The following is a 22,031-nucleotide window of genomic DNA, read 5'->3' on the forward strand; positions in this document are numbered from 1 at the left end:
TCCTTAAGCTTTTTTATCCTGGGTTTCGGTATCGAAGTCAGCAGCATCATGACGCTCATGCAGCTGATCGGCCGGGTCGCCCATGACACGGTTGACCTTGCGGCCACGAATAACGGCAGGACGCTGTGCGATCTCTTTCGCCCAGCGCACCACATTTTTATAGGACTGCACATCCAGGAATTCGGCACCGCCATACTGGTCATTCAGCACCATGTTGCCGTACCACGGCCAGGTGGCGATGTCAGCGATGGTGTAGTCATCGCCGGCCAGATAGCGGTTATCGGCCAGACGACGATCCAGCACGTCGAACTGACGCTTCGCTTCCAGCGTGAAGCGGTTAATGGCGTACTCAATTTTTTCTGGCGCGTAGTGATAGAAATGACCGAAACCGCCGCCGAGGTAAGGCGCAGAGCCCTGCAGCCAGAACAGCCAGTTCAGTGTTTCAGTGCGGCCAGCGATATCTTTCGGCAGGAAGTAGCCATATTTTTCTGCCAGATAGAGCAGGATGTTGCCCGATTCAAATACCCGAATCGGTGGCGTTGCTGAGTGGTCGCTCAGGGCCGGAATTTTCGAGTTCGGGTTCACATCGACAAAACCGCTGGAGAACTGATCGCCTTCGCCGATACGGATCAGCCAGGCATCATATTCCGCATCGTTGACGTTCAGCGCCAGCAGCTCTTCCAGCAGGATGGTGACTTTCTGGCCGTTAGGCGTGCCGAGTGAATAGAGCTGTAAAGGGTGTTTGCCGACCGGCAACGCTTTTTCATGGGTGGGACCAGCGAACGGACGATTAGTTTTAGCGCCGTTACCTTTGGCTTCAGGGTCCCAGGTCCAGACTTTTGCGGGCTGATATGCATTTTCCGACATAATGAAAGTTCGCCTTATGGTGTGGTATTGGTCTGGAGTGTAGCAGGTGCTGCGAAGGCGGTTTAACTCTGCTGGCTGCGCAGGGGCGTGCTAAAACGGGTCGAAGTCAGGCGGGCAGCGGTGTCGGAGAAAAGTGAATAAAAGTGTGTCAGGCGGGGTGTTCGTTGTCCTGAGCAGAGATGACCGTGCAGTCAGCAATGACTGCACGGCAGGCAGGTTTACAGCAGTTCGCGCTCAATCAGCTCGCGGGTTTCAATCGCCTGAACCTTCATTTTTTCCGGATAGCCAAACAGGGACGCAGCGATAATCGGATCACCACCGACTTTATGGGTGCGGGTAGCAAAACCGGTGTCGCGCAGCGTTTTGAACAGGGTGTCGAAGTCCACTTCGCCTTCGCCCACACCGACATGCTGGTGAATGGTGGCATCGACGCCTGGCGGGTTAACGATATAGCGGCAGTGCTTTGTATGGTTCATGGTATCAGCGATCAGCATGTGTGACAGATCGTCACCGGCATACTCCAGCATCGGCTTCACATCGCCTTTGCCTTTGTCATAGAAGAAGGTATGAGGCGCGCTGTAGATATACTTCACGTTATCGCTACGGAACGACTTCACGATATCCACGGTTTCGTTGTTCTCTTCGCAGAAATCCCACGGATGCGCCTGGATTTCGACGCGGATGCCTTCCCGTTCGATGATCGGCAGCAGTTCTTCCATCGAGCGATAGAACATTTCTTCACAGATTTCCGGTTCGTTAGGTGTGCCGGAAAGTTCGGTGTTAATCACCTGCACACCCATCTCAACCGCAATCTCAATCATCCGCTTCCAGTTCTTCACTGCCGCCTGACGGCGCAGCTCATCCGGGCCGGACCAGCGATAAACCACGATAAACGAGGAGATCTCCAGCCCGGTAGCGCTTAACGCGTTCTTGTATTCGGTGATGATTTCACGGCTGGCTTTAGGATGTTTATAAAACGGGTTGATCTGCGGATGCGGCGACTGTTCGATATATTTGTATCCCCAGTCGGCCACCTGATGAACCATACGGGTGATGCCTAAGTCTTTAATCACATCCACATCAAAAGCGATTTTCATCTTTCTGCTCCGGGCACATTAAGGTTGCTGTTCTTCATTGAAGGTCACGCCAGTCTGCTGCCTGACGTTGTCCATCGCGGCCAGGGTGATAATCGCCTGGTCAAGTGAATGGACAGGCGAATCGATCAGACTCTGGCCGATACACCAGGCGAAGTGGTTAATCTCATGACAGAGCTGCTCATAGCGGTTAGTGGGTTCCTGCCATTGCAGGCGGTGACGCCGGTCACTTGAGGTCAGCGTGAAGTCACCGGGCGCATAGAACTGACCCGCCAGCTCCAGGGTGGCGGCGCGACCGGCGATCACTGCGCCGCCCGGTGTGTTGCTGAACAGGGTGGTATTCAGTACTGACTGCATGCCGTGCTGATGGGTAAACAGCATCGATGTCTGACCGTTAACGCGGCCATCCGGTACGGGCTGACCACGGGCGACGATCGTGTCAGGCGCACCGCCGCCAACAAACACACTCAGCGCCACCAGATAACTGCCGAGGTCGAGCATCGGACCGCCCGCCAGATCGGCATTAAAGATGCGATGATCCGGGGTGAAAAACTCACCGTGATCGGCAATCAGGGTGTGGACGTCACCGAGTACACCATCCGCCAGAAGCTGACGGATGACGTCATACTTCGGCGCAAAGTTGCACCACATCGCCTCCATACAGAGCAGGTTCGCGGCAGCAGCGGCCTGTTTAAGCTTTGTCGCCTGCTGCGCATTCAGCGCCAGCGGCTTTTCAATCAGCAAATGCTTTCCGGCGGCAATCGCCCGTAGCCCATCGGGAAAATGGTGGTTATGGGGCGTGGCGATATAGACCGCATCAACGTCATCCCGCGCCAGCAACTCATCGAGACTGCCTGTGGCATAGCTGATTGACCATTTGTCAGCAAAGGCCTGCGCTTTTGCCGGGTCACGAGCGGCTACCGCAGTAATCTGCTGCCGTGTGTGCTGGCGCAGCGCATGGGCAAAATGGTCGGCGATCCAGCCCGGCCCGATAATGCCCCAGCGCAGTCGCGGAACCTGGCTGGCATCGGTTATGCGTGGCGCCGGAAGCGTTGAAGGGAACATATCTTTTCCTTTTGTACGTGTTGTACGTGCAGGCAATTGCTGCTCAGGACTCCACTATAGAAAGCCCGCCGTCGCCGCTCTAACCTTTTAATGATGTGATCCCATCAACCCGATCGGTGAGGGATTTTTAACCGTTTTAGCAAATGGACGTTTTAAAGAGAATGCGGAAAGAAATGAATGTTTCATTTTGCGAGGGTGATCAAGATTAGCGCTGATTTTCTATCAAATAAATGAGAGGAAAGGGTCCTGAAGCGATAGAGTGCTGATATCAGAAACAACAGAACACAAAGGCGTAGCCGTTAGCTAACGCGACAGAGAACAGGGAGAAGGATGATGTCAAAAGTGACGATGACCGCCATTGCGCAGGCGGCGGGCGTGGGTGTGGCGACGGTGGACCGGGTGCTGAACCGCCGTGCACCGGTTCGCAGTGTGACCGAGCAGAAGGTGCTGGCGGCAGCTCGCGAGCTGGGTTATCGCCTGACCCAGGCACACAGCCAGGCCGCCCCAAATCTCGCTGCGGCAACACTTCGCGTGAGCTTTATCCTGCTGCCTGCCCGCTATTCGTTTTATCAGCAACTGGGCGAGGCGCTGAAACAGCAGCTTAAAGCGCAGCAGCCAGAAGGCAGCGAACCGGAATTCTGCTGGCATGACATTCATGAAGTTGAGGCGGTGGCGCACTCGCTGCGTCAGCTGGCTCAGCGCAGCGATGTGATTGCGCTGGTGGCGCTGGATCACCCGCTGATCCGACATGCGATTCAGGATGTGTCACGACTGGGCGTGCGGGTCTACGCGCTGTTCTCCGATTTCTCGCCCTGTGAGCATGCGGGGTTTATCGGCATTGATAATCAGAAAGCGGGGCGCACTGCGGCCTGGATGGCACAGCACCTGTTGCGTGAGCCGGGATGTGTCGGAGTGCTGCTGGGCGACCACCGCTTTACCTGCCAGGAGAGCAGCGAAATCAGTTTCCGCTCCTACCTGCGCGAGTCGGGCATCAGCCAGCGGGTACTGGAACCGTTAAAGACTTATGAGTCGGGTGAAGGGGGCTATCAGGCGACCCGGCAACTGCTGGAAGCGCATGATGATCTGGTGATGATATATGCGCCCTGCGGCGGCATAGAAGGCGTAATACAGGCGCTGCGCGAGAGTGGACGCAGGGAGATCGATCTGCTGTGCCACGGTCCGCTCCCGGGTGATGATCTGGCGCTGATTGACGGCACCATCACGCTGATGCTGCGCCATCGACTTGATGCTATGGCTGAGGCGGTCATCACTGCCTGTCTCAACAGCCGAACAGAGCAGCGCGACCATTTTGCCCAGGTGACGGTACCCTTTGAAATCGTGACGCGTGAAAACCTGTAAAAATAACAGGTTAGCGTTTATTTGATAAGAACCTATCATTAATGGCCATTTTTAAACGCGATCTCTATCAAAAAATGAAACTTTCATTGTTGCCTGAGATGAAATTTTTATTTGATACTGCCAGCAGTTCTCACTGCACAGGCAGATATCATGACCTTTCATATTGCTAATGCGCCCTGTAGCTGGGGCGTGGATGATCCCGCTAATCCCTGGCTGCCGCCGTTTCACAAAGTCCTGAGCGAGGCCGCCCAGGCTGGCTATCCCAGCATCGAGCTCGGCCCCTGGGGCTATCTGCCAGTGGATGTCGATGAACTGACACGGGAGCTTAATGCCCATCAGCTTTCGCTGGTGGCGGGGACGATTTTTGATGATTTAGTCAGTGAGGCGCATTTCCCAACGCTGGTGACGCTAACCCACAACCTGTGTCGCACGCTGGCCAGTGTGCCGACCGCCACCAGAACGCCCGGAGCCAGCGCGCCTTATCTGGTGATCATCGACTTCGGCAATCCGGAGCGGGCGAAATATGCCGGGCAGTCAGAAAAAGCACCACGGCTTTCCGCTGACGACTGGCAGCGCATGATGCAGCACATCACCCTTCTGAGTGAGATTGCGTGGCAGGAGTATGGCGTGCGGCCGGTAATCCATCCGCATGCGGGCGGGTGCATTGAGTTTGCCGATGAGCTGGCGCAGCTGGTCTCTGACATTCCGCATGAAGTTGCCGGTTTATGCCTGGATACCGGCCATCTCTATTACGCCGGCATGGATCCGGTCGCGTCGCTGGAACAGTACTGGTCGCGCATCGATTACCTCCATTTCAAAGACGTTAACCAGCCGATCTGGCGCGACGCACTCTCTCGCGGACTCGACTTTTTCACTGCCTGCGCGCAGGGCGTGATGTGTCCGCTGGGGCAGGGCGCAATCGACTATCCGGCGGTGCGCACGCTGCTGACTGAACGCCATTATCAGGGCTGGATCACCATCGAACAGGAGCGTGATCCGCGCCATGCCGACACCAGTCTGCGGGATGTAAAAGCCAGCCTGGACTATCTCCGATCAACAGGATTCTGAGGACAACAGCATGATTAACGGTAAAAAAGCGGCTAATCGCTCACTGCGCTGGGGCATGATCGGCGGCGGCGGCACCAGCCAGATTGGGTATATCCATCGCTCGGCGGCACAGCGTGACGGCAACTTTACGCTGCTGGCGGGCGCGTTTGATATTGATGCGGCGCGCGGGCGGGAGTTTGGACAGGCGCTGGGTGTGGCACCTGAACGCTGTTACCCCGATTATGCCAGCCTGTTCGCCGGGGAAGCGGCGCGAGAAGATGGCATTGAAGCAGTGTCGATCGCCACGCCTAACAACACGCATTTCGCCATTTGCCGCGCGGCGTTGAATGCCGGGCTGCATGTGGTGTGTGAGAAGCCGCTCTGTTTTACGGTCGAAGAAGCCGATGAGCTGGAGCAGCTGAGCCGGGAGAAGCAGAAGATTGTTGGCGTCACTTACGGCTATGCCGGGCATCAGCTGGTTCATCAGGCCAGAGAGATGATTGCTGAAGGAGCACTGGGTGAGATACGCATCGTGAACATGCAGTTTGCCCACGGCTTCCATAATGAGGCGGTGGAGTTACAGAGTGAAAGCACCCGCTGGCGGGTGGATCCGCGCTTTGTCGGGCCGAGCTACGTGTTAGGCGACCTGGCGACGCATCCGCTGTTTATCGCCGAAACGATACTGCCGCAGTTAAAAGTGAAGCGCCTGCTCTGTTCGCGACAGAGCTTTGTCGCTTCCCGTGCGCCGCTGGAGGATAACGCCTTCGTGATGATGGAGTATGACAACGGCGCAGTCGGCACGCTCTGGGCGTCGGCGGTGAATGCAGGATCGATGCACGGGCAGAAGATCCGGGTAGTCGGATCCAAAGCCAGTCTGGAGTGGTGGGATGAGCAGCCCAACCAGCTGCGATACGAAGTGCAGGGCGAGCCGGTGCGTATTCTGGAGCGCGGTATGGGCTATCTCAGTCCGCGCGCACTGGAAGAGGACCGCATCGGCGGAGGCCACACCGAAGGGTTATTTGAAGCCTGGTCGAATCTCTATCGCCGCTTCGCGCTGGCGATGGATGCCACCGATCGCCGCGACACCCCCTTCCTGCAGGATTTCTGGTATCCCGATGTGCATGCCGGATTAATGGGCGTGCGCTGGGTAGCGCAGTGCGTGAAATCAGCGGATGCCGGGGCGGTGTGGGTGGCGTGCTGAACGGCGTCCTGAGCGGGATCGGGGGATTTGTGAAATGCGATTTTCTGTGGCCGGGGCTTAAACCGGCTGGCTCGGGTCAGGAGAGCCAGCCCTGTCCGGTCAGCCTGCTCAGCAGGCGGATCGGTTACTGATAGGAAAAGGTAATACTCGCCAGTGCGTTAGCCTTTCCGGGTACCAGATCGCCTGTACGGATATATTGCGCCTGGAAGGGCAGGGATAATACCTGTTTAGCCGATGAGGTTGTCTGGATAAAGAACTGGTTGAGCGTGCCATCAGCGGTACTATCCGGTCCCAGACTCAGAGGACCGATACCGTTGTAGAAGAACTGTACGCCCACGCCTGAAGCGGTAGAGTCGCCGGTCAGTGTCACAACCGATGAACTGTTAGCAGGGTTCGTCTGGTCGGTCATGACCGCATTCACCGCGATGTTTTGATCACAGGTGAGCGTGACGTTGAACGTCCCCGAAGGTGAGGTGCTACCCACGGTTGAAAGTGTGCGGATATCCAGCGTGCCCAGATCGACGTTCGCACTTTTGGTGTTGACCGTACAGCCGCTGGCGGCCACCGTGATGGTGGTGGGGTTGATAATGACCTGCGCTGTTTTGGTTTCATTATTGTAGGCCGTCAGAATGGCAGCCTGGATAGTGGGCGTTGTATACAGACCCGATTTCAACGCCGTTCCCGTTTTAATAAAGGTCACTTTTGCTGACCAGCCCAGGTTTTGGGCAAAGCCTGATGTACCGGGGGCCGGGTAGCTCTGCGTGATGCCCGTTTGCAACGGGGTATATTCCGATCCGTTAAAATCTTTGAGACCAATAATGTAGCCCACGCCGGGTATGCCGCTTTCAAAAATTGTGTAGTTCACGCCATCAACGGTGACCGTCATGCCGCTGGATATGGCCGATGGGGAGGGCTCAAGCGTGCCCTTTGAGCAGGTCCATACCAGTCCGCACCAGAACACTTCCTTTACATCGGCTGTCGCGCTCCAGGTTGAACCAATGATTTCACCTGGCGTAACAGAGTCTGCCGGCCCGGAATATTCCATTGGCTGAGGAGATAGCGTGATGTCTGATTTCCAGTCCAGAGCCAGAACACTGGCAGAGGTAAGAAAGCAGGCAAGCAGTAGTAAAATACGCATCATTGATACTCCGTAGTCCAGGTGGCGATGGCTGAAACGTTGCCAGCATTAACCTCGGCAGTTGTGGCGATTAATCGGGCATAAAAATTCATCTGCACGCTGTCATTCCCCTCCACACCATAGGCGGTCGTCTGGGTATCGAGTGGGACAAGCGCGCCATCTTTGTCGAGGATTTGCACCGCCACGCCTGTCGCTCCGCCCTCTGCCACTTTGATTAGTCGCGGATCGATATCATCCGGCGTGCCGCTAAAGCGGATCTTCACGCCTGAAAAGGTGGGGCCGCACGCTTCCAGCGTGAGCGTGAAGGGAGTTTTAATATTGCTTACCGCGCCCGCTTTACTTAATTGTCTGGTACCGATATCGCCAAGCGGGACATTTTTCTCCAGTGAGTCGGCAGCAACGACGCAGGTGTTGGCAATCAAATTACCCGTTACCGAAACCAGCACATCGTAACCCCGCACCGGCCACGTGCAGGCGAACAGAAGTACGATGCATACCAGGCGGGTTGTTACTGACATGCTCCCTCCAGAGAATAGAGGCCCGTGCGGGCGTTAAAATCCTGCTTATTGAGCTGATAGCGAACAGAACAACGGGCCGTATTATCTTTGCCCCAGACTGCGTTAAGCGTACCTTTCAACGGCAGACCCGATAAATAGATGCTGCCACCATCACCCACAATGCTGCTGACCTCGCTGTCTGCTAACGCGACGACGGTACCAAAAGGCAATTCCTTGCCGTTCTGGCGTAAGACAAACATCGCTTTTGCACCCTGTTGCGTGGTGATAGTGGCTCGCACCAGTGCGCCGTCGGTTGGTGTTTTACTGATGATGGCATTATCGAGTTCCACATCACTGCCTGCGGTCGTGGCGTCGAGGCCGACCCGATTAACGCGGTAGGGCGTGGCGTAGGGGATGACGGCATAACCCCGGCTGTCGGTTTTAATACTGCGGTGATTAAGAACCGCAACCTCGCTGGCTCCGGGTGCTTTGATCAGAATATTGGTATTGCCCAGCGGCTGGCTCAGCGTCAAACCATCTTCGTGTAAAACGGCACCACCGCTGATGCCATAGCTGAGATTCCGGGCATCACGCCCGTAGCTGTAACCCAGGTTGTACTGGCCCCGATGGTCTTTATATTGCAGTGCAGCATCGCCGCCATACTGTTTCTGTGCGTTGTAGCGCTGATTTACGCTGTAATAAAGTTCATCTTTTCCAGGCACATAACCACTGACGCCACCGCTGTAGGTTGTTCCTGCTGATTTCCCCTGAGTGGTGGAAAAACGTGCGCGTGTCGAATTCTTAGCATTGCCAAAGGGTATCGAGAGCGACAAGGCCAGAATGTTATCTTTACTGTCATCATACAGACTGGTGCTGCGCTGGAAGCTCACGCCCAGCGAGGCAGATCGGAATGTCGTATTCCATGCAAACTGAATCCCCTGTGTCGTTTTCGACGTATGCCAGTAGGTTTGCTGATCCCAGGAGAGCGACAGAGAGCCATATTCGTCCATCGGCTGCGAGAGCTGTAGCTGGTTTCTGGCCTTGCGTGACATCCGAAGGTCGTAGAGATTTTCATAGCGGGTGGTGACAGTGCCGTCCGCTTCCACGACCTGTTCTGGTCTGCCACCGCTCATTCTTTTATAAGCCGTATCGCTGAGGTTATAGAACCCTTGTGTGGAGTAACGCAGCGAATAGAAATTTACGCGTGTCCCGATATCGTTGAGCAGTTTGCTGTAGCGCAGGCGTACGGAGTCGCCCGTATAGCGCTTATCATCTGCAAGCTGGCTCCGGGCATGGGTAACATCCAGCGAATAGGCACCCAGGCGGCCCAGGTTCTGACCAATGCCCGCTGCAACCCCGCGATAACGCTCGGAAAGCTGAGCGCCACCATAAAAGGTCAGTCCATAGCGCCAGCCATAAAAGAGTTCACCCTGGGCAAACGTCGGCGCATCCTGATTATTGACCGGCTGGAATTTTCCCGCACTGAGGGCATATTTAACCTGGCCGCTGCGGACCAGATTAGGCACGCTGGCGAAAGGCACATTGAACTGAGTTTCGTAGCCATCGCTCTCCCTGATAGTGACAGAGAGATCCCCACCCGAAGAGGTGGGATAGAGATCGCTGAGCACAAATGGCCCGGGCGATACGCTGGTTTGATAAATAACATTGCCGTTCTGTCGTACGGTGACGATAGCATTGCTGCGCGCAATCCCCCGAACTTCGGGCGCGTAACCACTCAGGCTTGCAGGCAGCATGTTTTCATCCGTTTTAAGCGCCAGCCCGCGGACACCGACGGAGTCAAACACCTGAGATGAGGTGTAAGTTTCTCCGGCATAAAGCTGTGCGCCCAGCGCCGGAACATCGCGCTGCAGCCAGGTCTGTACATGGTTCAGCTCATTCGTGTCTTTGGTCCAGGTGGTATAGTCGCGCAGCCGCCATGCGCCAATATTTATGCCGCTGTTCAGGCTGGCAAACAGCTGCTGATCGCGAGTTTTGGTATCCCCTTTATAGGTGTTATTTGAGCCGTTAATGACATAGTTCAGCCACCCGGCATGGATGCCATGTTCCCAGTTTTCCGGACTGACGTAGCCGCGTGGCAGATTGCGCATCCTGCTCTGCGATACAGTGATGTTGAGCGTAAGGGTTTGCGGTTCATAGTCCGCGCTGCTGCCGGGAAACAGCGTGTTGAGGAAATAGCACTGTTTTGCCAGCGGCAGGCTGACACCCTCTGCCTGTGACATGTCGACGCCGAGCGCATCCAGCTGACTGGCTGTGAGACAGGCTGCAGTGACCTCCTGCCCGCTGGATTTATCCACCGCAAAGATGACGTTGCCCGTGAAGGCATAATTCTTGTTGATATAGACGTTGATATTATATTCGCCTGGCGGTAAGGCACTACCTGTATTCACCCAGGATAAATCAGCCACTGACGCGCTCTCGCCATTAAGGAAGGCGGGGTTAAAGTGTAAATCGCTCTCCGCGGCTGCGGTATACCGCATGGCATGGAAAGCCACCACCGCACAAACGATTTTCATTTTCACGCGAGCATTCCTCAATGAGTTTATTTACGGTTCAACGGGACGCGGGTTACAGGTGTCCATGCACCGTAGTCATTGATGGTCTGAAAAGTCAGCGATGTAGCCCGGCTGAATTTCTCCTCCAGCGTGGTACTTGATTCAGGTGGCAACATCACAGGCTTAACCGCCTTACCATCAACGTTGAGATTGATCGTGGTAATGAACCAGGGCGTTGGGTTGCGCAGCACAACTTTGCCCGCGCTGTATTCACCGGTAATTTTTTTCCATGCTTCGTTAGCATTACCCGGAAGTGAAGCGGGACGGTAAAATACCTTAATACGATTCGCAGAGGCGAACTGCAGAGAGTTACCTGCACTATTTTTTGTTTGCTGAGGAATAGCCTTAACCGTTATCCAGTACAGGGATTCACGATCCTGCGGCAGAGAACGACCATTAAAGATAATCTTTACCACGCTTTCGGTTGCTGGTTTTAAAACATAAAGCGGCGGCGTAATAACGAAATCCTGCGTGCGCTCCCCGCTGGCAGTTTCCATCCAGGATTGAATTAAAAACGAGGCCTGTGCGTGCGTATTTCTGACCTGCAATGTTGATTGTTTTGCATCAGCGGAGTAGACCATACGTGTCGCCCCTAACCCCACTCCACCAGCGTGTACCGCCGATGAAAACAATGTGGCAGCCAGACAAACCCAGCTTAAAGAACGCATTATTTTTCTCCTGAACGTCTATTCATGCCCGGTCGTTAAACCGGGCATGATGATTACGAGTAGGTTACGGTGTAAGTGGCAACGGCACTGGCATCGCCCGCAGTCGCGCCACCGGTTGGTGAATAATATTTAGCGCTAAAGTTCAGTGTGTTAGCGCCTTTACGCAGTGGGGTTGCTGTAGCCGCTTCGCCCAGTTTTACGACGTTGCCCTGCTCGTCATAAAGACGAATGGCCACATTCTGCGCTGATGCTGCGCCGCCGTTTACACCTGCTGCCAGGCTGTTAGCATCATTGCTGTCTGGCGTACCTGAGAAGGTCACTGCAACAGTGGTGGCCGCAATAGGATTCTCATCTGTAGATTTTGAGATATCAGCAATTGCGCAATCCTCAAGGGCGATAGAAAACGTTTTAGCCACGCTTGCTTCACTGCCTGCAGTGGCCAGCGTAGCCGTACGCACTTCACCCATATCAACATCAATGTTTGCGCTGTTGGCACTGATGGCACAGGCTGATGTCACAACGCTTCCGTTAAAATTGACAGAACCACCGCTGGTTGTTGCTGCCATAGCTGCGCCCACCGGGAACAGCGCTGAAACACCGAATACCAGAAGGGTTTTTTTATTAAATTCCAATTTCATGTGATCACCTTTATTATTGAGTTTGCTTTGTTGTGTTTTGTAAATGACGACTGACAATAAATATAAAAAATAGTTTTATTGTAAATTTACGAAAGTATCGGAGTTGATGTTTTATATATAATTTATTTTTTTCTTTATTATTTTTTATGGTGTTGTGCTGTATGCGGGGTGTTGCCCTCCTCTTAATAATAAGATGGGGGCATTGTAATTTATTTAAGAAAAAAGAGCCTGTTATTTTTTATTATGCGGCCTGAGTATTGAGGAATAAGTGTTGTATATTGGGCGCTCATGTTAATGAGTTATTTATTTTTTAATAAAAAATAGTGAGAGTTATAAATGCAATAATATTTATCAGGGTTGGAGATAATTTCATTCTCATTTGAGAAGTATTTTATGTGTGCATTTATCGCAATGAAAGAGAGGTAAGTTATCTCTCCTGTCCACAGAGTATGCCTTGATAAAGATCAGAAAAGATCGTTTGTAATGATTTTAAAAAAACCATTCCGGACTATCGAATAAAATGGGGCTAGCCCGGACAAAGAGTAATCAGCAGGCTCACTGTTTATGACAGATAGCGTGATCGCCGGATCCAGGCAGAGATGGCCGCTGACAGCGCTGATAAGTTCATAGAAGCGAACAGAGGGAAATAATAGAGGGGCAGTTCAGAGGTTGTCGCTGTCATGCCTGACATGCAGGTCTGTCGGACAACGGTGGAATGGCGTACCTGTACGGAAGAGGGCGTGAGAAAGGGTTGAGGTGACATAAACATGACGCAAAAAAACAGACCTCAGCGGAGGTTCGTTCATTCCTTCGATAACGGGTTCGCTCCACAAAAGCAAAAACCCGCCAGAGGCGGGTTCTTTAAATATGGTGCCCGAACCCGGACAAAAATGCCGGGAGCATTTTTGCATCGCGCGGTTTCGCGCGACCCGGAGGGTGAGCCACAGGATGTGGCGAGTGTATCGAACCTTCGATAACGGGTTCGCTCCACAAAAGCAAAAACCCGCCAGAGGCGGGTTCTTTAAATATGGTGCCCGAACCCGGAATCGAACCAGGGACACGGGGATTTTCAATCCCCTGCTCTACCGACTGAGCTATTCGGGCAACGGGGCGCATTAAACCGTAAAGGCCGCGGGTCGTCAACGGCTTTCACTAAAAAACCCCTGGAAACGTGACTGATTGCCTGAATTTCAGTCAAAGCGGGTAAAACCTCAGGCCAGCGCGCCATTTTTGCGGCACAGCGCAATGCTATAGACATCCTCCGCCAGGCGCTGGGCGGTGGCGACATCCTGCACATTGCGCTTCACCAGCAGCCTGCTCAGGCAGCCTTCAAGGATCAGCTCCATCTGATCGGTCACCATGCTGGGGTTATCCAGCCCCTGCTCCACCAGAATGTCATGGGTGAACTGCCATGAGCCGCTTTTCTGCTGCTCTGCCAGTTGATGGATGGGCTGATCGGGCTGCGGGTAGAAGCTGCAGGCGGCGATAAACAGGCAGCCCGGAAAGCGTCCTTTGCTGACCTGCTCACTCAGGACTTCGTAGCGTGCCATCAGCTTCTGATCCGGCGACAGCGACTCATCCAGCAGGATCTGGCGTCGCCAGGTTTCAATCTGCTGCCCGTGATAGCGCAGCGCATCGTAGAGCAGGGCGTCACGGTCGGGCCAGAACAGCTTAAGCTGCTCCTGACTTAAGTCGGAACCCGCCAGGGTCTCCAATGAGAGGGTGGCGGCGAGGCCGTTCTGTTCAAGCACATTTAATGCATGCTCGAGTATCTGTTCACGCTGCAAGTGACTCTCCTCTGGTATGCAGGCCCGGTCATTCACCGGGCAATGACCTGACTCCAGTGTTGTTTACGGGGTAAGTTTCTGCAAATGCGCCCGGAAGTCGGCGGCATTGAGAAAACCGGTGATGCGCGAACCAGGGATTTCACGGCCCTGCGCATCAAAGAACAAAATCGTCGGTAAGCCCAGCACCTGAAGATGCTGCAACAGCGCGTTGTCGCTGGCGCTGTTAGCGGTGACGTTAGCCTGTAGCAGCTGTACCTTGCTCAGGCTATCGCGCACGGAGCTATCACTAAAGGTATATTTTTCAAACTCTTTGCAGGCGACGCACCAGTCAGCATAAAGATCGACCATGGTGATGCGGCCGCGAGCCTGCTGCAGCGCACTATCGAGTTGTTGCGGCGTCTGGAGGCTCTGGAACGGCAGCGGGGCCACCGCATGCTGTTCGGCCGGGCCGCCAAAGGCCCAGTCCTGCAACGGACGCGCGCTAATCAGCGCAGCGGCGAGCATGAGAATCTGCACCACGCGCCACTTACCGCTGCTGGCGCGCAGGCTGATGCTGAACGCCCAGCCGAAGAACGCCACGCTGAGCAGGCTCCAGAGTCGCAATCCCCAAGCTTCGCCCAGCACCCGCTCCAGCAGGAAGACCGGCAGCGCAAGAATGACAAAGCCGAAGCCCTCTTTAACGGTTTGCATCCACGGGCCGCTTTTCGGCAGCAGCCGGTTACCAAACAGGGTCACGGCGATCAGCGGTAAGCCCATCCCGACCGCATAAAGCCACAGCGTCCCGGCACCGGCCCACAGATTTCCGCTCTGCGCGATGTAGAGCAAAATGGCGCTGAGCGGGGCCGTGGTGCAGGGCGAGCAGATCAATCCTGCCAGCGCGCCCATCAGGAAGACGCCGGGCAGCGATCCGCCCTGCTGGCGATTGCTCCACAGGGTCAGGCGGGTTTGCAGGCTGGAGGGCAGTTGCAGCGTAAACAGGCCGAACATCGACAGGGCCAGCACGATAAACAGCAGGGAGAGCGTGAACAGCACGTAGGGGTGCTGCAACGCGGCCTGGAAGCGTAATCCCGCTGCTGCGACCACCATCCCTAATAGCGTGTAAGTCAGCGCCATCCCCTGAACATAGACCATCGCCAGCGCAAACAGTCGGCCCAGCGAATAGTGGCGATTACCGCCCAGGATAATGCCGGAGATCAGCGGATACATCGGCAGCACACAGGGTGTAAAGGCCACGCCGATGCCGATCAGCAGTGCCCAGAGCGGGGAAAAGGGCAATGGGCTGGCGGGCGCAGGCTGAGCACTGACCGGCGCTGGCGCGCTGCTGGCTGCTACCGCACTCACCGGTACGCTGCGTGTCTCCGGCGGATAACAGAATCCTGCGGCGGCACAGCCCTGATAAGTCACGCTGAGCGTGGCATCAGGGCCTGCCTGTTGCAGCGTCACCGGCAGCGTCAGGTCCTGCGGATAGATCTCACTTTTGCCAAAGAATTCATCTTCATGCGGCTGACCGGCGGGCAACGTCAGCGGCGCGATGGTCGCGTTCTGCGGCGTGATGCGGATCTGCTGGCGATAGAGGTAGTAACCCGATTTCACTTTCCAGTGCAGGTTGAGCTGCGCGCCCTGCTGGTCGAAGTCAAACGTAAACGCCTGATCGACCGGCACAAAGCGGCTGGTCGCCGGGTTTGAAAAGAGTGATGCGTGCGCCTGCAGGCAGATAAACAGCGTCAGCAGGAGCGTAATTAAGCGAGAGATGCGTGCAGCCATGACAAGTATTCACTGTCTCCATATTGAACCGGCAGCGCCAGCAGTTCGGGTACGTCGTAAGGGTGTGCTTCTTTGAGCAGATCACACAGCGCCTGCTGATGATCGCTGTCGCATTTCAGCAGCATCTGGACTTCGCTGTTCTGCTCCATTTTGCCCTGCCAGAGATACCAGGAGGTGGCGCCCGGCAGCATTGTCACGCAGGCCGCCAGCCGGGCTTGCAGCGCTAAGCCAGCAAGGTGCTCCGCCGTGGCCTGATCGGGCGCAGTGCAGAGGATAACGACCGCATTCATCCTGTAACTCCTGTTTTAAAGAGCGCCGATGATAGCACGCTCCATCAGTAACACGATGACGGTGCTACAACAGCAATCCGCCAAACACGAAGCCAGAGAGCACCGACAGCGCAATGGCGATCACCCCGGGAATAATAAAGGCGTGGTTAAAGACAAACTTGCCAATACGGGTTGAGCCGGTGTCATCCATCTCAACGGCGGCCAGCAGGGTCGGGTAGGTCGGCAGCACAAACAGCGCCGAAACTGCCGCGAAGGAAGCGATGGCTGTGAGCGGGGTGACGCCCAGCAGCAGCGCGGCGGGCATCAGTGCCTTGGTGGTAGCAGCCTGCGAATAGAGCAACATTGAGGCGAAGAACAGCACCAGCGCCAGCATCCACGGATAGGTTTTCAGTGCATCACCTGCCAGCATCTGAATATCCGTCAGATGCGCTTTCACAAAGGTATCGCCCAGCCAGGCGACGCCCATCACGCAGATACAGGCGCTCATGCCGGATTTAAAAGTACTGGCGCTGAGGATTTCGCTGGTGTCGAGTTTGCAGGTCAGGCTGATCAGCGTGGCGATGGTCAGCATAAACACCACAATCGCTTCATTGCGTGGCAGCGGCGGATTGGCGATCAGCCCGACGCTGGCGCTGGTCGCGGTGGCATAGAGCACCACCGCAACAATACCGATCAGAAACAGCAGTACAGACTTTTTCGCGCCCGGTTTTGCCTGGAAGACGCTGGCGCCGCGCAGCGTCACTTCGCCTTTGGCAAGGCGAGCCTGATAGACCTCATCATCCTTAAGCTCTTTGCCCAGGAAGTTGGTCACCAGTGCTGCCAGGAAGAGACCCACCATGGTTGAAGGAATAGCAATCGCCAGCAGCGTGATATAGCTGACGCCGCGCGGTTCAAGCAGGGTGGCGAAGAAGACCACCGCCGCTGAAATCGGTGAAGCGGTAATCGCGATCTGAGAAGCCACCACCGCAATCGACAGCGGCCGGGAAGGGCGGACGCCTTGCTCCTTCGCCACTTCCGCAATCACCGGTAGTGTTGAGAAGGCGGTGTGTCCGGTACCGGCCAGCAGCGTCATCAGGTAAGTGACCAGCGGGGCCAGCAGCGTGACATGGCGCGGATGACGGCGCAGCAGACGTTCCGCCAGACTCACCAGATAATCCATGCCGCCCGCCACCTGCATGGCGGCGATTGCGGCGATCACCGCCATGATGATTTCAATCACATCAAACGGGATAGTGCCAGGCGCCATGCCAAATCCCAGCGTCAGGACCAGCACGCCCATTCCGCCGGCGAACCCGATACCAATGCCGCCAAGACGGGCGCCCAACCAGATCGCCATCAAGACGATAAGCAGCTCAACCACAAACATGAATCACTCCTGAAAATTAAACCGGTAAAACCTGGGTGTGCTGTTTAACAAAAAAAAAGGCACACCGTGTTGATCGCGGTGTGCCTTTGGTTAACCAGTGTCGGTTAAGCCTTACTGTTCGTTTTCATCGGTATAACGTTTGGCTTTATAAACCGGGTACATCAGGTTCTGCACCGAGAAGATATCGTCCAGCTCACTTTCCGTCAGCAGTCCGCGCTCCAGCACCACCTCTCGCACGCTTTTACCGGTTTCCGCACAGATTTTGCCAACGATATCGCCATTGTGGTGGCCGATGTACGGGTTGAGGTACGTCACGATACCAATCGAATTGAAGACGTAGGCTTCGCACACCGCGCGGTTGGCGGTAATGCCGTTGACGCACTTCTCCAGCAGGTTGTAGCAGGCGTTAGTCAGGATGCTGATTGATTCAAACAGCGCCTGGCCAATCACCGGCTCCATCACGTTGAGCTGCAACTGACCCGCTTCAGAGGCCATTGTGACGGTGATGTCGTTACCGATCACTTTGAAGCAGACCTGGTTGACGACTTCCGGCACGACCGGGTTGACCTTGGCCGGCATGATAGAGGAACCCGCCTGCAGCTCTGGCAGGTTGATTTCATTCAGGCCGGAGCGTGGTCCGGAGGAGAGCAGGCGCAGGTCGTTACAGATTTTAGAGAGTTTCACCGCCAGACGTTTCAGTGATGAATGGACCATCACATAAGCCCCGCAGTCAGAGGTCGCTTCAATCAGGTCTTCCGCCGGTACCACGGGAAGGTTGCTGACTTCCGCCAGGCGTTGTACCGCCAGATGCTGATAGCCTTCCGGCGTATTGAGGCGGGTGCCGATGGCGGTCGCACCCAGGTTCACTTCCAGCAGCAGTTCAGCAGTGCGCAGAATGCTTTTGGTCTCTTCGTTCAGCAGCACGCTGAAGGCGTGAAACTCCTGACCGAGGGTCATTGGCACGGCATCCTGCAACTGGGTGCGGCCCATTTTCAGGATGGTCTGGAATTCATCGGCTTTGTGCTGGAAGCCTTCGGCCAGCTGGCTGATACCATCAAGCAGTTTCAGCAGCGAACTGTAAACCGCAATGCGGAAGCCGGTCGGGTAAGCGTCGTTGGTGGACTGGCACTTATTCACATGATCGTTGGGGTTGAGGTACTGATATTCCCCTTTCTGGTGGCCCATCAGCTCAAGGCCGATGTTCGCCAGTACCTCATTGGTGTTCATGTTGACCGAGGTCCCGGCCCCGCCCTGATAGACATCCACAGGGAACTGGTCCATACAGCGACCGTTGTTCAGCACTTCGTCGCAGGCCTTAATGATGGTATCGGCAATGTTGCGCGGGATGGTCTGCAGCTCTTTGTTGGCCATCGCCGCCGCTTTTTTTACCATCACCATACCGCGTACAAATTCAGGTATGTCGCTGATTTTGCTGTTGCTGATATAAAAATTCTCAATCGCACGCAGAGTATGAACGCCATAATAGGCATCCGCCGGAACTTCGCGCATACCTAACAGGTCTTCTTCGATACGAATGTTGTTCGCCATGATAACCTTCTTGTTGTTGCCGCTAACCATCACAAAGGATGTGTTTATTTTGTCGTGGTGTACCCGTGCCGACATATTATCCGTCTTCAAATGGGCGTGTGCGATCATATTCTGATGCATAAGAAAAGCACGCATGCAGATCACTTAATGCTGCAGTCTGGTTAACGATATGTGAAGTTGGTTACAAAATTAACCCCGCAGGATAAATTTGACACGATCGGTTGAAAATGGCGGCGCGGGTGCCCATCTCTTTTCTTATCATCCTCAGGATGAACGCTTTCTGCTGAGCGGCACGCTGCCGTTCAGCCCCTACTTACAGGAGAGTACGGTGCGCTGGATACCGTTATTAGTCTTTTTTGTTCTGGCCTGGATCGAGATTTCACTCTTCATTCAGGTGGCACATGTCATGGGCGTGCTGCTTACTATGCTGCTGGTGGTCTTCACCTCGTGCATCGGGGTGTCGCTGGTCAAAAATCAGGGCATGAAGAATTTTATGCTGATGCAGGAGAAGCTGGCGCGTAACGAAAGCCCGGCCAATGAGATGATCAAAAGCGTATCGCTGATCATTGCGGGCTTCCTGCTGCTGTTGCCAGGCTTCTTCACTGATCTGCTGGGCCTGTTGCTGCTGTTGCCTCCGGTGCAGAAGCATCTGACGCTGAAGCTGATGCCCCATCTGCGTGTCTGGCGCGGGCCAGGAGCGGGGCCGGACAGCGGCTACACCATGGATGGCGAGTTCGAGCGTAAAAACACCGATCGCCTCGAGAACCATGACGATCACAAGGATCGTTAACCGCACTTATCGCCTCTGAAAGCGCAACCTCCGGGTTGCGTTTTTTATTTGTCTCATCATCTGTTTAAAAAGCCACCAGTTATCACATCAGGGTAAAAAATTTGTTGTCCGCCCCCTTGAAAGTGGGTGGTGGCGGCCCTATCTCTCTGGTCACGAGGCCGGAAGCCATGCAGACCGGTGATCAACCCCAAAACTGAATGATTGGACTTCTCAAAGGAGAGCTATCAAATGAAAATTCGTCCATTGCACGATCGCGTCATCGTCAAGCGTAAAGAAGTTGAAGCTAAATCAGCTGGCGGCATCGTGCTGACCGGTTCTGCAGCCGGTAAATCCACCCGTGGTGAAGTCCTGGCTGTCGGCAATGGCCGCATCCTTGAGAGTGGTGATGTTAAGCCGCTGGACGTGAAGGTTGGCGACGTCGTGATCTTCAGTGAAGGTTACGGCGCTAAAACCGAGAAAATCGACAACGAAGAGGTGCTTATCATCTCTGAGAGCGACATTCTGGCCGTTGTTGAAGCGTAATTTTTACGCGTAATTCACTGAACGAAACGAATTTAAGGGATATTTAAAGATGGCAGCTAAAGACGTAAAATTCGGTAATGACGCACGCGTAAAAATGTTGCGTGGCGTGAACGTACTGGCAGATGCAGTAAAAGTTACCCTGGGCCCGAAAGGCCGTAACGTGGTTCTGGATAAATCTTTTGGTGCACCGACCATCACTAAAGATGGTGTTTCTGTGGCACGTGAAATCGAACTGGAAGACAAGTTCGAGAACATGGGCGCGCAGATGGTGAAAGAAGTGGCCTCTAAAGCGAACGACGCTGCGGGCGACGGTACCACCACTGCAACCGTTCTGGCACAGTCTATCATCACCGAAGGCCTGAAAGCGGTCGCAGCGGGTATGAACCCGATGGACCTGAAGCGCGGTATCGACCAGGCCGTTATCGCTGCGGTTGAGAAACTGAAAGCGCTGTCTGTGCCTTGCTCAGACTCTAAAGCGATTGCGCAGGTTGGTACTATCTCTGCTAACTCCGATGAAACCGTGGGCCAGCTGATTGCTCAGGCGATGGAGAAAGTGGGTAAAGAAGGCGTGATCACCGTTGAAGAAGGCACCGGCCTGCAGGACGAGCTGGATGTGGTTGAAGGTATGCAGTTTGATCGCGGCTACCTTTCTCCTTACTTCATTAACAAGCCAGAAACTGGCGCGATTGAACTGGAATCTCCGTTCATCCTGCTGGCTGACAAGAAAATTTCTAACATCCGCGAAATGCTGCCAGTACTGGAAGCCGTTGCGAAAGCAGGCAAACCACTGCTGATCATCGCGGAAGATGTTGAAGGCGAAGCGCTGGCAACGCTGGTGGTTAACACCATGCGCGGCATCGTGAAAGTGGCTGCGGTTAAAGCGCCAGGCTTCGGCGACCGTCGTAAAGCTATGCTGCAGGATATCGCTATCCTGACCGGTGGTACCGTGATCTCTGAAGAGATCGGTATGGAACTGGAAAAAGCGGCTCTGGAAGATCTGGGCCAGGCGAAACGCGTTGTGATCAACAAAGACACCACCACCATCATCGATGGTGTAGGTGAAGAAGCGACAATCCAGGGCCGTGTAACCCAGATTCGTCAGCAGATCGAAGAAGCAACGTCTGACTACGACAAAGAAAAACTGCAGGAGCGCGTAGCGAAACTGGCAGGCGGCGTAGCCGTTCTGAAAGTCGGCGCAGCAACTGAAGTTGAAATGAAAGAGAAGAAAGCCCGCGTTGAAGATGCGCTGCACGCAACCCGTGCTGCTGTAGAAGAAGGCGTGGTTGCTGGTGGTGGTGTGGCGCTGGTTCGCGTTGCAGCACAGCTGGTTGATCTGCGTGGTCAGAACGAAGATCAGAACGTCGGTATCAAAGTTGCGCTGCGCGCGATGGAATCTCCACTGCGTCAGATCGTTTCTAACGCCGGTGAAGAGCCATCTGTTGTCGCTAACAACGTGAAAGCGGGCGACGGTAACTACGGTTACAACGCGCAGACTGAAGAGTACGGCAACATGATCGACTTCGGTATCCTGGACCCAACCAAAGTGACCCGTTCTGCTCTGCAGTACGCGGCCTCTGTTGCGGGTCTGATGATCACAACCGAATGTATGGTCACTGACCTGCCAAAAGGCGACGCACCTGATTTAGGCGGCGGCGCTGGCGGTATGGGTGGCATGGGCGGTATGGGCGGCATGATGTAATTGCCGTTGACTGCTTAAGTCATCAAAGAACCCCCGATCGGAAACGGTCGGGGGTTTTTCTTTTTCAGCGTCTGAATGCTGGCAGCAGCAGGAAAAACCCATTAACTTTTTTTATGTT

General features: G+C 54.8%; 19 protein-coding genes and 1 tRNA gene. 6 read left to right on the forward strand and 14 right to left on the reverse strand.

Annotated elements, in window-relative coordinates; translation table 11 throughout:
• Positions 1-3 precede the first annotated feature (3 nt).
• The 3 genes from yghU to ACN1CO_RS11580 form a co-directional block, all read right to left on the reverse strand.
• Positions 4-867: a glutathione-dependent disulfide-bond oxidoreductase gene (gene yghU, locus ACN1CO_RS11570; protein WP_419139098.1), complete on the reverse strand. Its 864-nt coding sequence runs from the start codon at positions 865-867 to the stop codon at positions 4-6.
• A gap of 218 nt (positions 868-1,085) precedes the next feature.
• Positions 1,086-1,964: a sugar phosphate isomerase/epimerase family protein gene (locus ACN1CO_RS11575; RefSeq protein ID WP_090963816.1), complete on the reverse strand. Its 879-nt coding sequence runs from the start codon at positions 1,962-1,964 to the stop codon at positions 1,086-1,088.
• Between the two features lie 18 nt (positions 1,965-1,982).
• Positions 1,983-3,026: a Gfo/Idh/MocA family protein gene (locus ACN1CO_RS11580; protein ID WP_419139099.1), complete on the reverse strand. Its 1,044-nt coding sequence runs from the start codon at positions 3,024-3,026 to the stop codon at positions 1,983-1,985.
• 333 nt (positions 3,027-3,359) lie between these two features.
• On the opposite strand from ACN1CO_RS11580, the gene ACN1CO_RS11585 reads away from it, so the two are divergent.
• The 3 genes from ACN1CO_RS11585 (at position 3,360) to ACN1CO_RS11595 (ending at position 6,633) form a co-directional block, all read left to right on the forward strand.
• Positions 3,360-4,385, forward strand: coding sequence for a LacI family DNA-binding transcriptional regulator (locus ACN1CO_RS11585; protein WP_419139504.1), 1,026 nt, complete (start codon positions 3,360-3,362; stop codon positions 4,383-4,385).
• 150 nt (positions 4,386-4,535) lie between these two features.
• Positions 4,536-5,453 (forward strand): TIM barrel protein, encoded by a 918-nt coding sequence (locus tag ACN1CO_RS11590; protein WP_419139100.1) that lies wholly within the window; start codon positions 4,536-4,538, stop codon positions 5,451-5,453.
• Between the two features lie 10 nt (positions 5,454-5,463).
• The gene (locus ACN1CO_RS11595; protein ID WP_419139101.1) at positions 5,464-6,633 is read left to right on the forward strand and encodes a Gfo/Idh/MocA family protein; all 1,170 of its coding nucleotides are present in this window, start codon (positions 5,464-5,466) and stop codon (positions 6,631-6,633) included.
• Between the two features lie 124 nt (positions 6,634-6,757).
• Here the strand turns inward: ACN1CO_RS11595 and ACN1CO_RS11600 are convergent, their stop codons facing one another.
• The 11 genes from ACN1CO_RS11600 to aspA form a co-directional block, all read right to left on the reverse strand.
• Entirely contained in the window at positions 6,758-7,774 is a 1,017-nt protein-coding gene (locus tag ACN1CO_RS11600) for a fimbrial protein (RefSeq protein ID WP_419139102.1), read from the reverse strand.
• Complete coding sequence (locus ACN1CO_RS11605; RefSeq protein WP_419139103.1) at positions 7,771-8,289, reverse strand: fimbrial protein; 519 nt, start codon at positions 8,287-8,289, stop codon at positions 7,771-7,773. The genes ACN1CO_RS11600 and ACN1CO_RS11605 overlap by 4 nt, the downstream gene beginning before the upstream one ends.
• Positions 8,280-10,808 (reverse strand): fimbria/pilus outer membrane usher protein, encoded by a 2,529-nt coding sequence (locus ACN1CO_RS11610; protein WP_419139104.1) that lies wholly within the window; start codon positions 10,806-10,808, stop codon positions 8,280-8,282. The genes ACN1CO_RS11605 and ACN1CO_RS11610 overlap by 10 nt, the downstream gene beginning before the upstream one ends.
• Positions 10,809-10,828: 20 nt before the next feature.
• A complete protein-coding gene (locus ACN1CO_RS11615; protein WP_307746873.1) occupies positions 10,829-11,509 on the reverse strand; it encodes a molecular chaperone in 681 nt (226 codons plus the stop codon).
• Positions 11,510-11,562: 53 nt separating this feature from the next.
• The gene (locus ACN1CO_RS11620; RefSeq protein WP_419139105.1) at positions 11,563-12,147 is read right to left on the reverse strand and encodes a fimbrial protein; all 585 of its coding nucleotides are present in this window, start codon (positions 12,145-12,147) and stop codon (positions 11,563-11,565) included.
• A gap of 1,028 nt (positions 12,148-13,175) precedes the next feature.
• A tRNA-Phe gene (locus tag ACN1CO_RS11625) sits at positions 13,176-13,251 on the reverse strand.
• Between the two features lie 107 nt (positions 13,252-13,358).
• Positions 13,359-13,934, reverse strand: coding sequence for a division control transcriptional repressor DicD (dicD, locus tag ACN1CO_RS11630; RefSeq protein ID WP_419139106.1), 576 nt, complete (start codon positions 13,932-13,934; stop codon positions 13,359-13,361).
• 63 nt (positions 13,935-13,997) lie between these two features.
• The gene (locus ACN1CO_RS11635; RefSeq protein WP_419139107.1) at positions 13,998-15,698 is read right to left on the reverse strand and encodes a protein-disulfide reductase DsbD; all 1,701 of its coding nucleotides are present in this window, start codon (positions 15,696-15,698) and stop codon (positions 13,998-14,000) included.
• Positions 15,674-15,988, reverse strand: coding sequence for a divalent cation tolerance protein CutA (gene cutA, locus ACN1CO_RS11640; RefSeq protein WP_419139108.1), 315 nt, complete (start codon positions 15,986-15,988; stop codon positions 15,674-15,676). Before cutA ends, ACN1CO_RS11635 begins: the two co-directional genes overlap by 25 nt.
• Positions 15,989-16,052: 64 nt before the next feature.
• The gene (locus tag ACN1CO_RS11645) at positions 16,053-17,354 is read right to left on the reverse strand and encodes an anaerobic C4-dicarboxylate transporter (protein ID WP_419139109.1); all 1,302 of its coding nucleotides are present in this window, start codon (positions 17,352-17,354) and stop codon (positions 16,053-16,055) included.
• Between the two features lie 111 nt (positions 17,355-17,465).
• Positions 17,466-18,902 (reverse strand): aspartate ammonia-lyase, encoded by a 1,437-nt coding sequence (gene aspA, locus ACN1CO_RS11650; protein ID WP_419139110.1) that lies wholly within the window; start codon positions 18,900-18,902, stop codon positions 17,466-17,468.
• A gap of 328 nt (positions 18,903-19,230) precedes the next feature.
• On the opposite strand from aspA, the gene ACN1CO_RS11655 reads away from it, so the two are divergent.
• The 3 genes from ACN1CO_RS11655 to groL all read left to right on the forward strand — a co-directional run bounded on the left by ACN1CO_RS11655 (position 19,231) and on the right by groL (position 21,913).
• Positions 19,231-19,692 carry an FxsA family protein gene (locus ACN1CO_RS11655; protein ID WP_175501487.1) on the forward strand — a complete coding sequence of 154 codons (462 nt, stop codon included), beginning with the start codon at positions 19,231-19,233 and terminating at the stop codon, positions 19,690-19,692.
• A gap of 228 nt (positions 19,693-19,920) precedes the next feature.
• Positions 19,921-20,214, forward strand: coding sequence for a co-chaperone GroES (locus ACN1CO_RS11660; protein WP_179897327.1), 294 nt, complete (start codon positions 19,921-19,923; stop codon positions 20,212-20,214).
• A 49-nt stretch (positions 20,215-20,263) separates the two neighbouring features.
• Positions 20,264-21,913 (forward strand): chaperonin GroEL, encoded by a 1,650-nt coding sequence (gene groL / locus ACN1CO_RS11665; RefSeq protein WP_010251987.1) that lies wholly within the window; start codon positions 20,264-20,266, stop codon positions 21,911-21,913.
• Positions 21,914-22,031: the final 118 nt, after the last annotated feature.

Source organism: Pantoea sp. R13S299 (genome assembly GCF_048515925.1).
GTDB lineage: Bacteria > Pseudomonadota > Gammaproteobacteria > Enterobacterales > Enterobacteriaceae > Pantoea.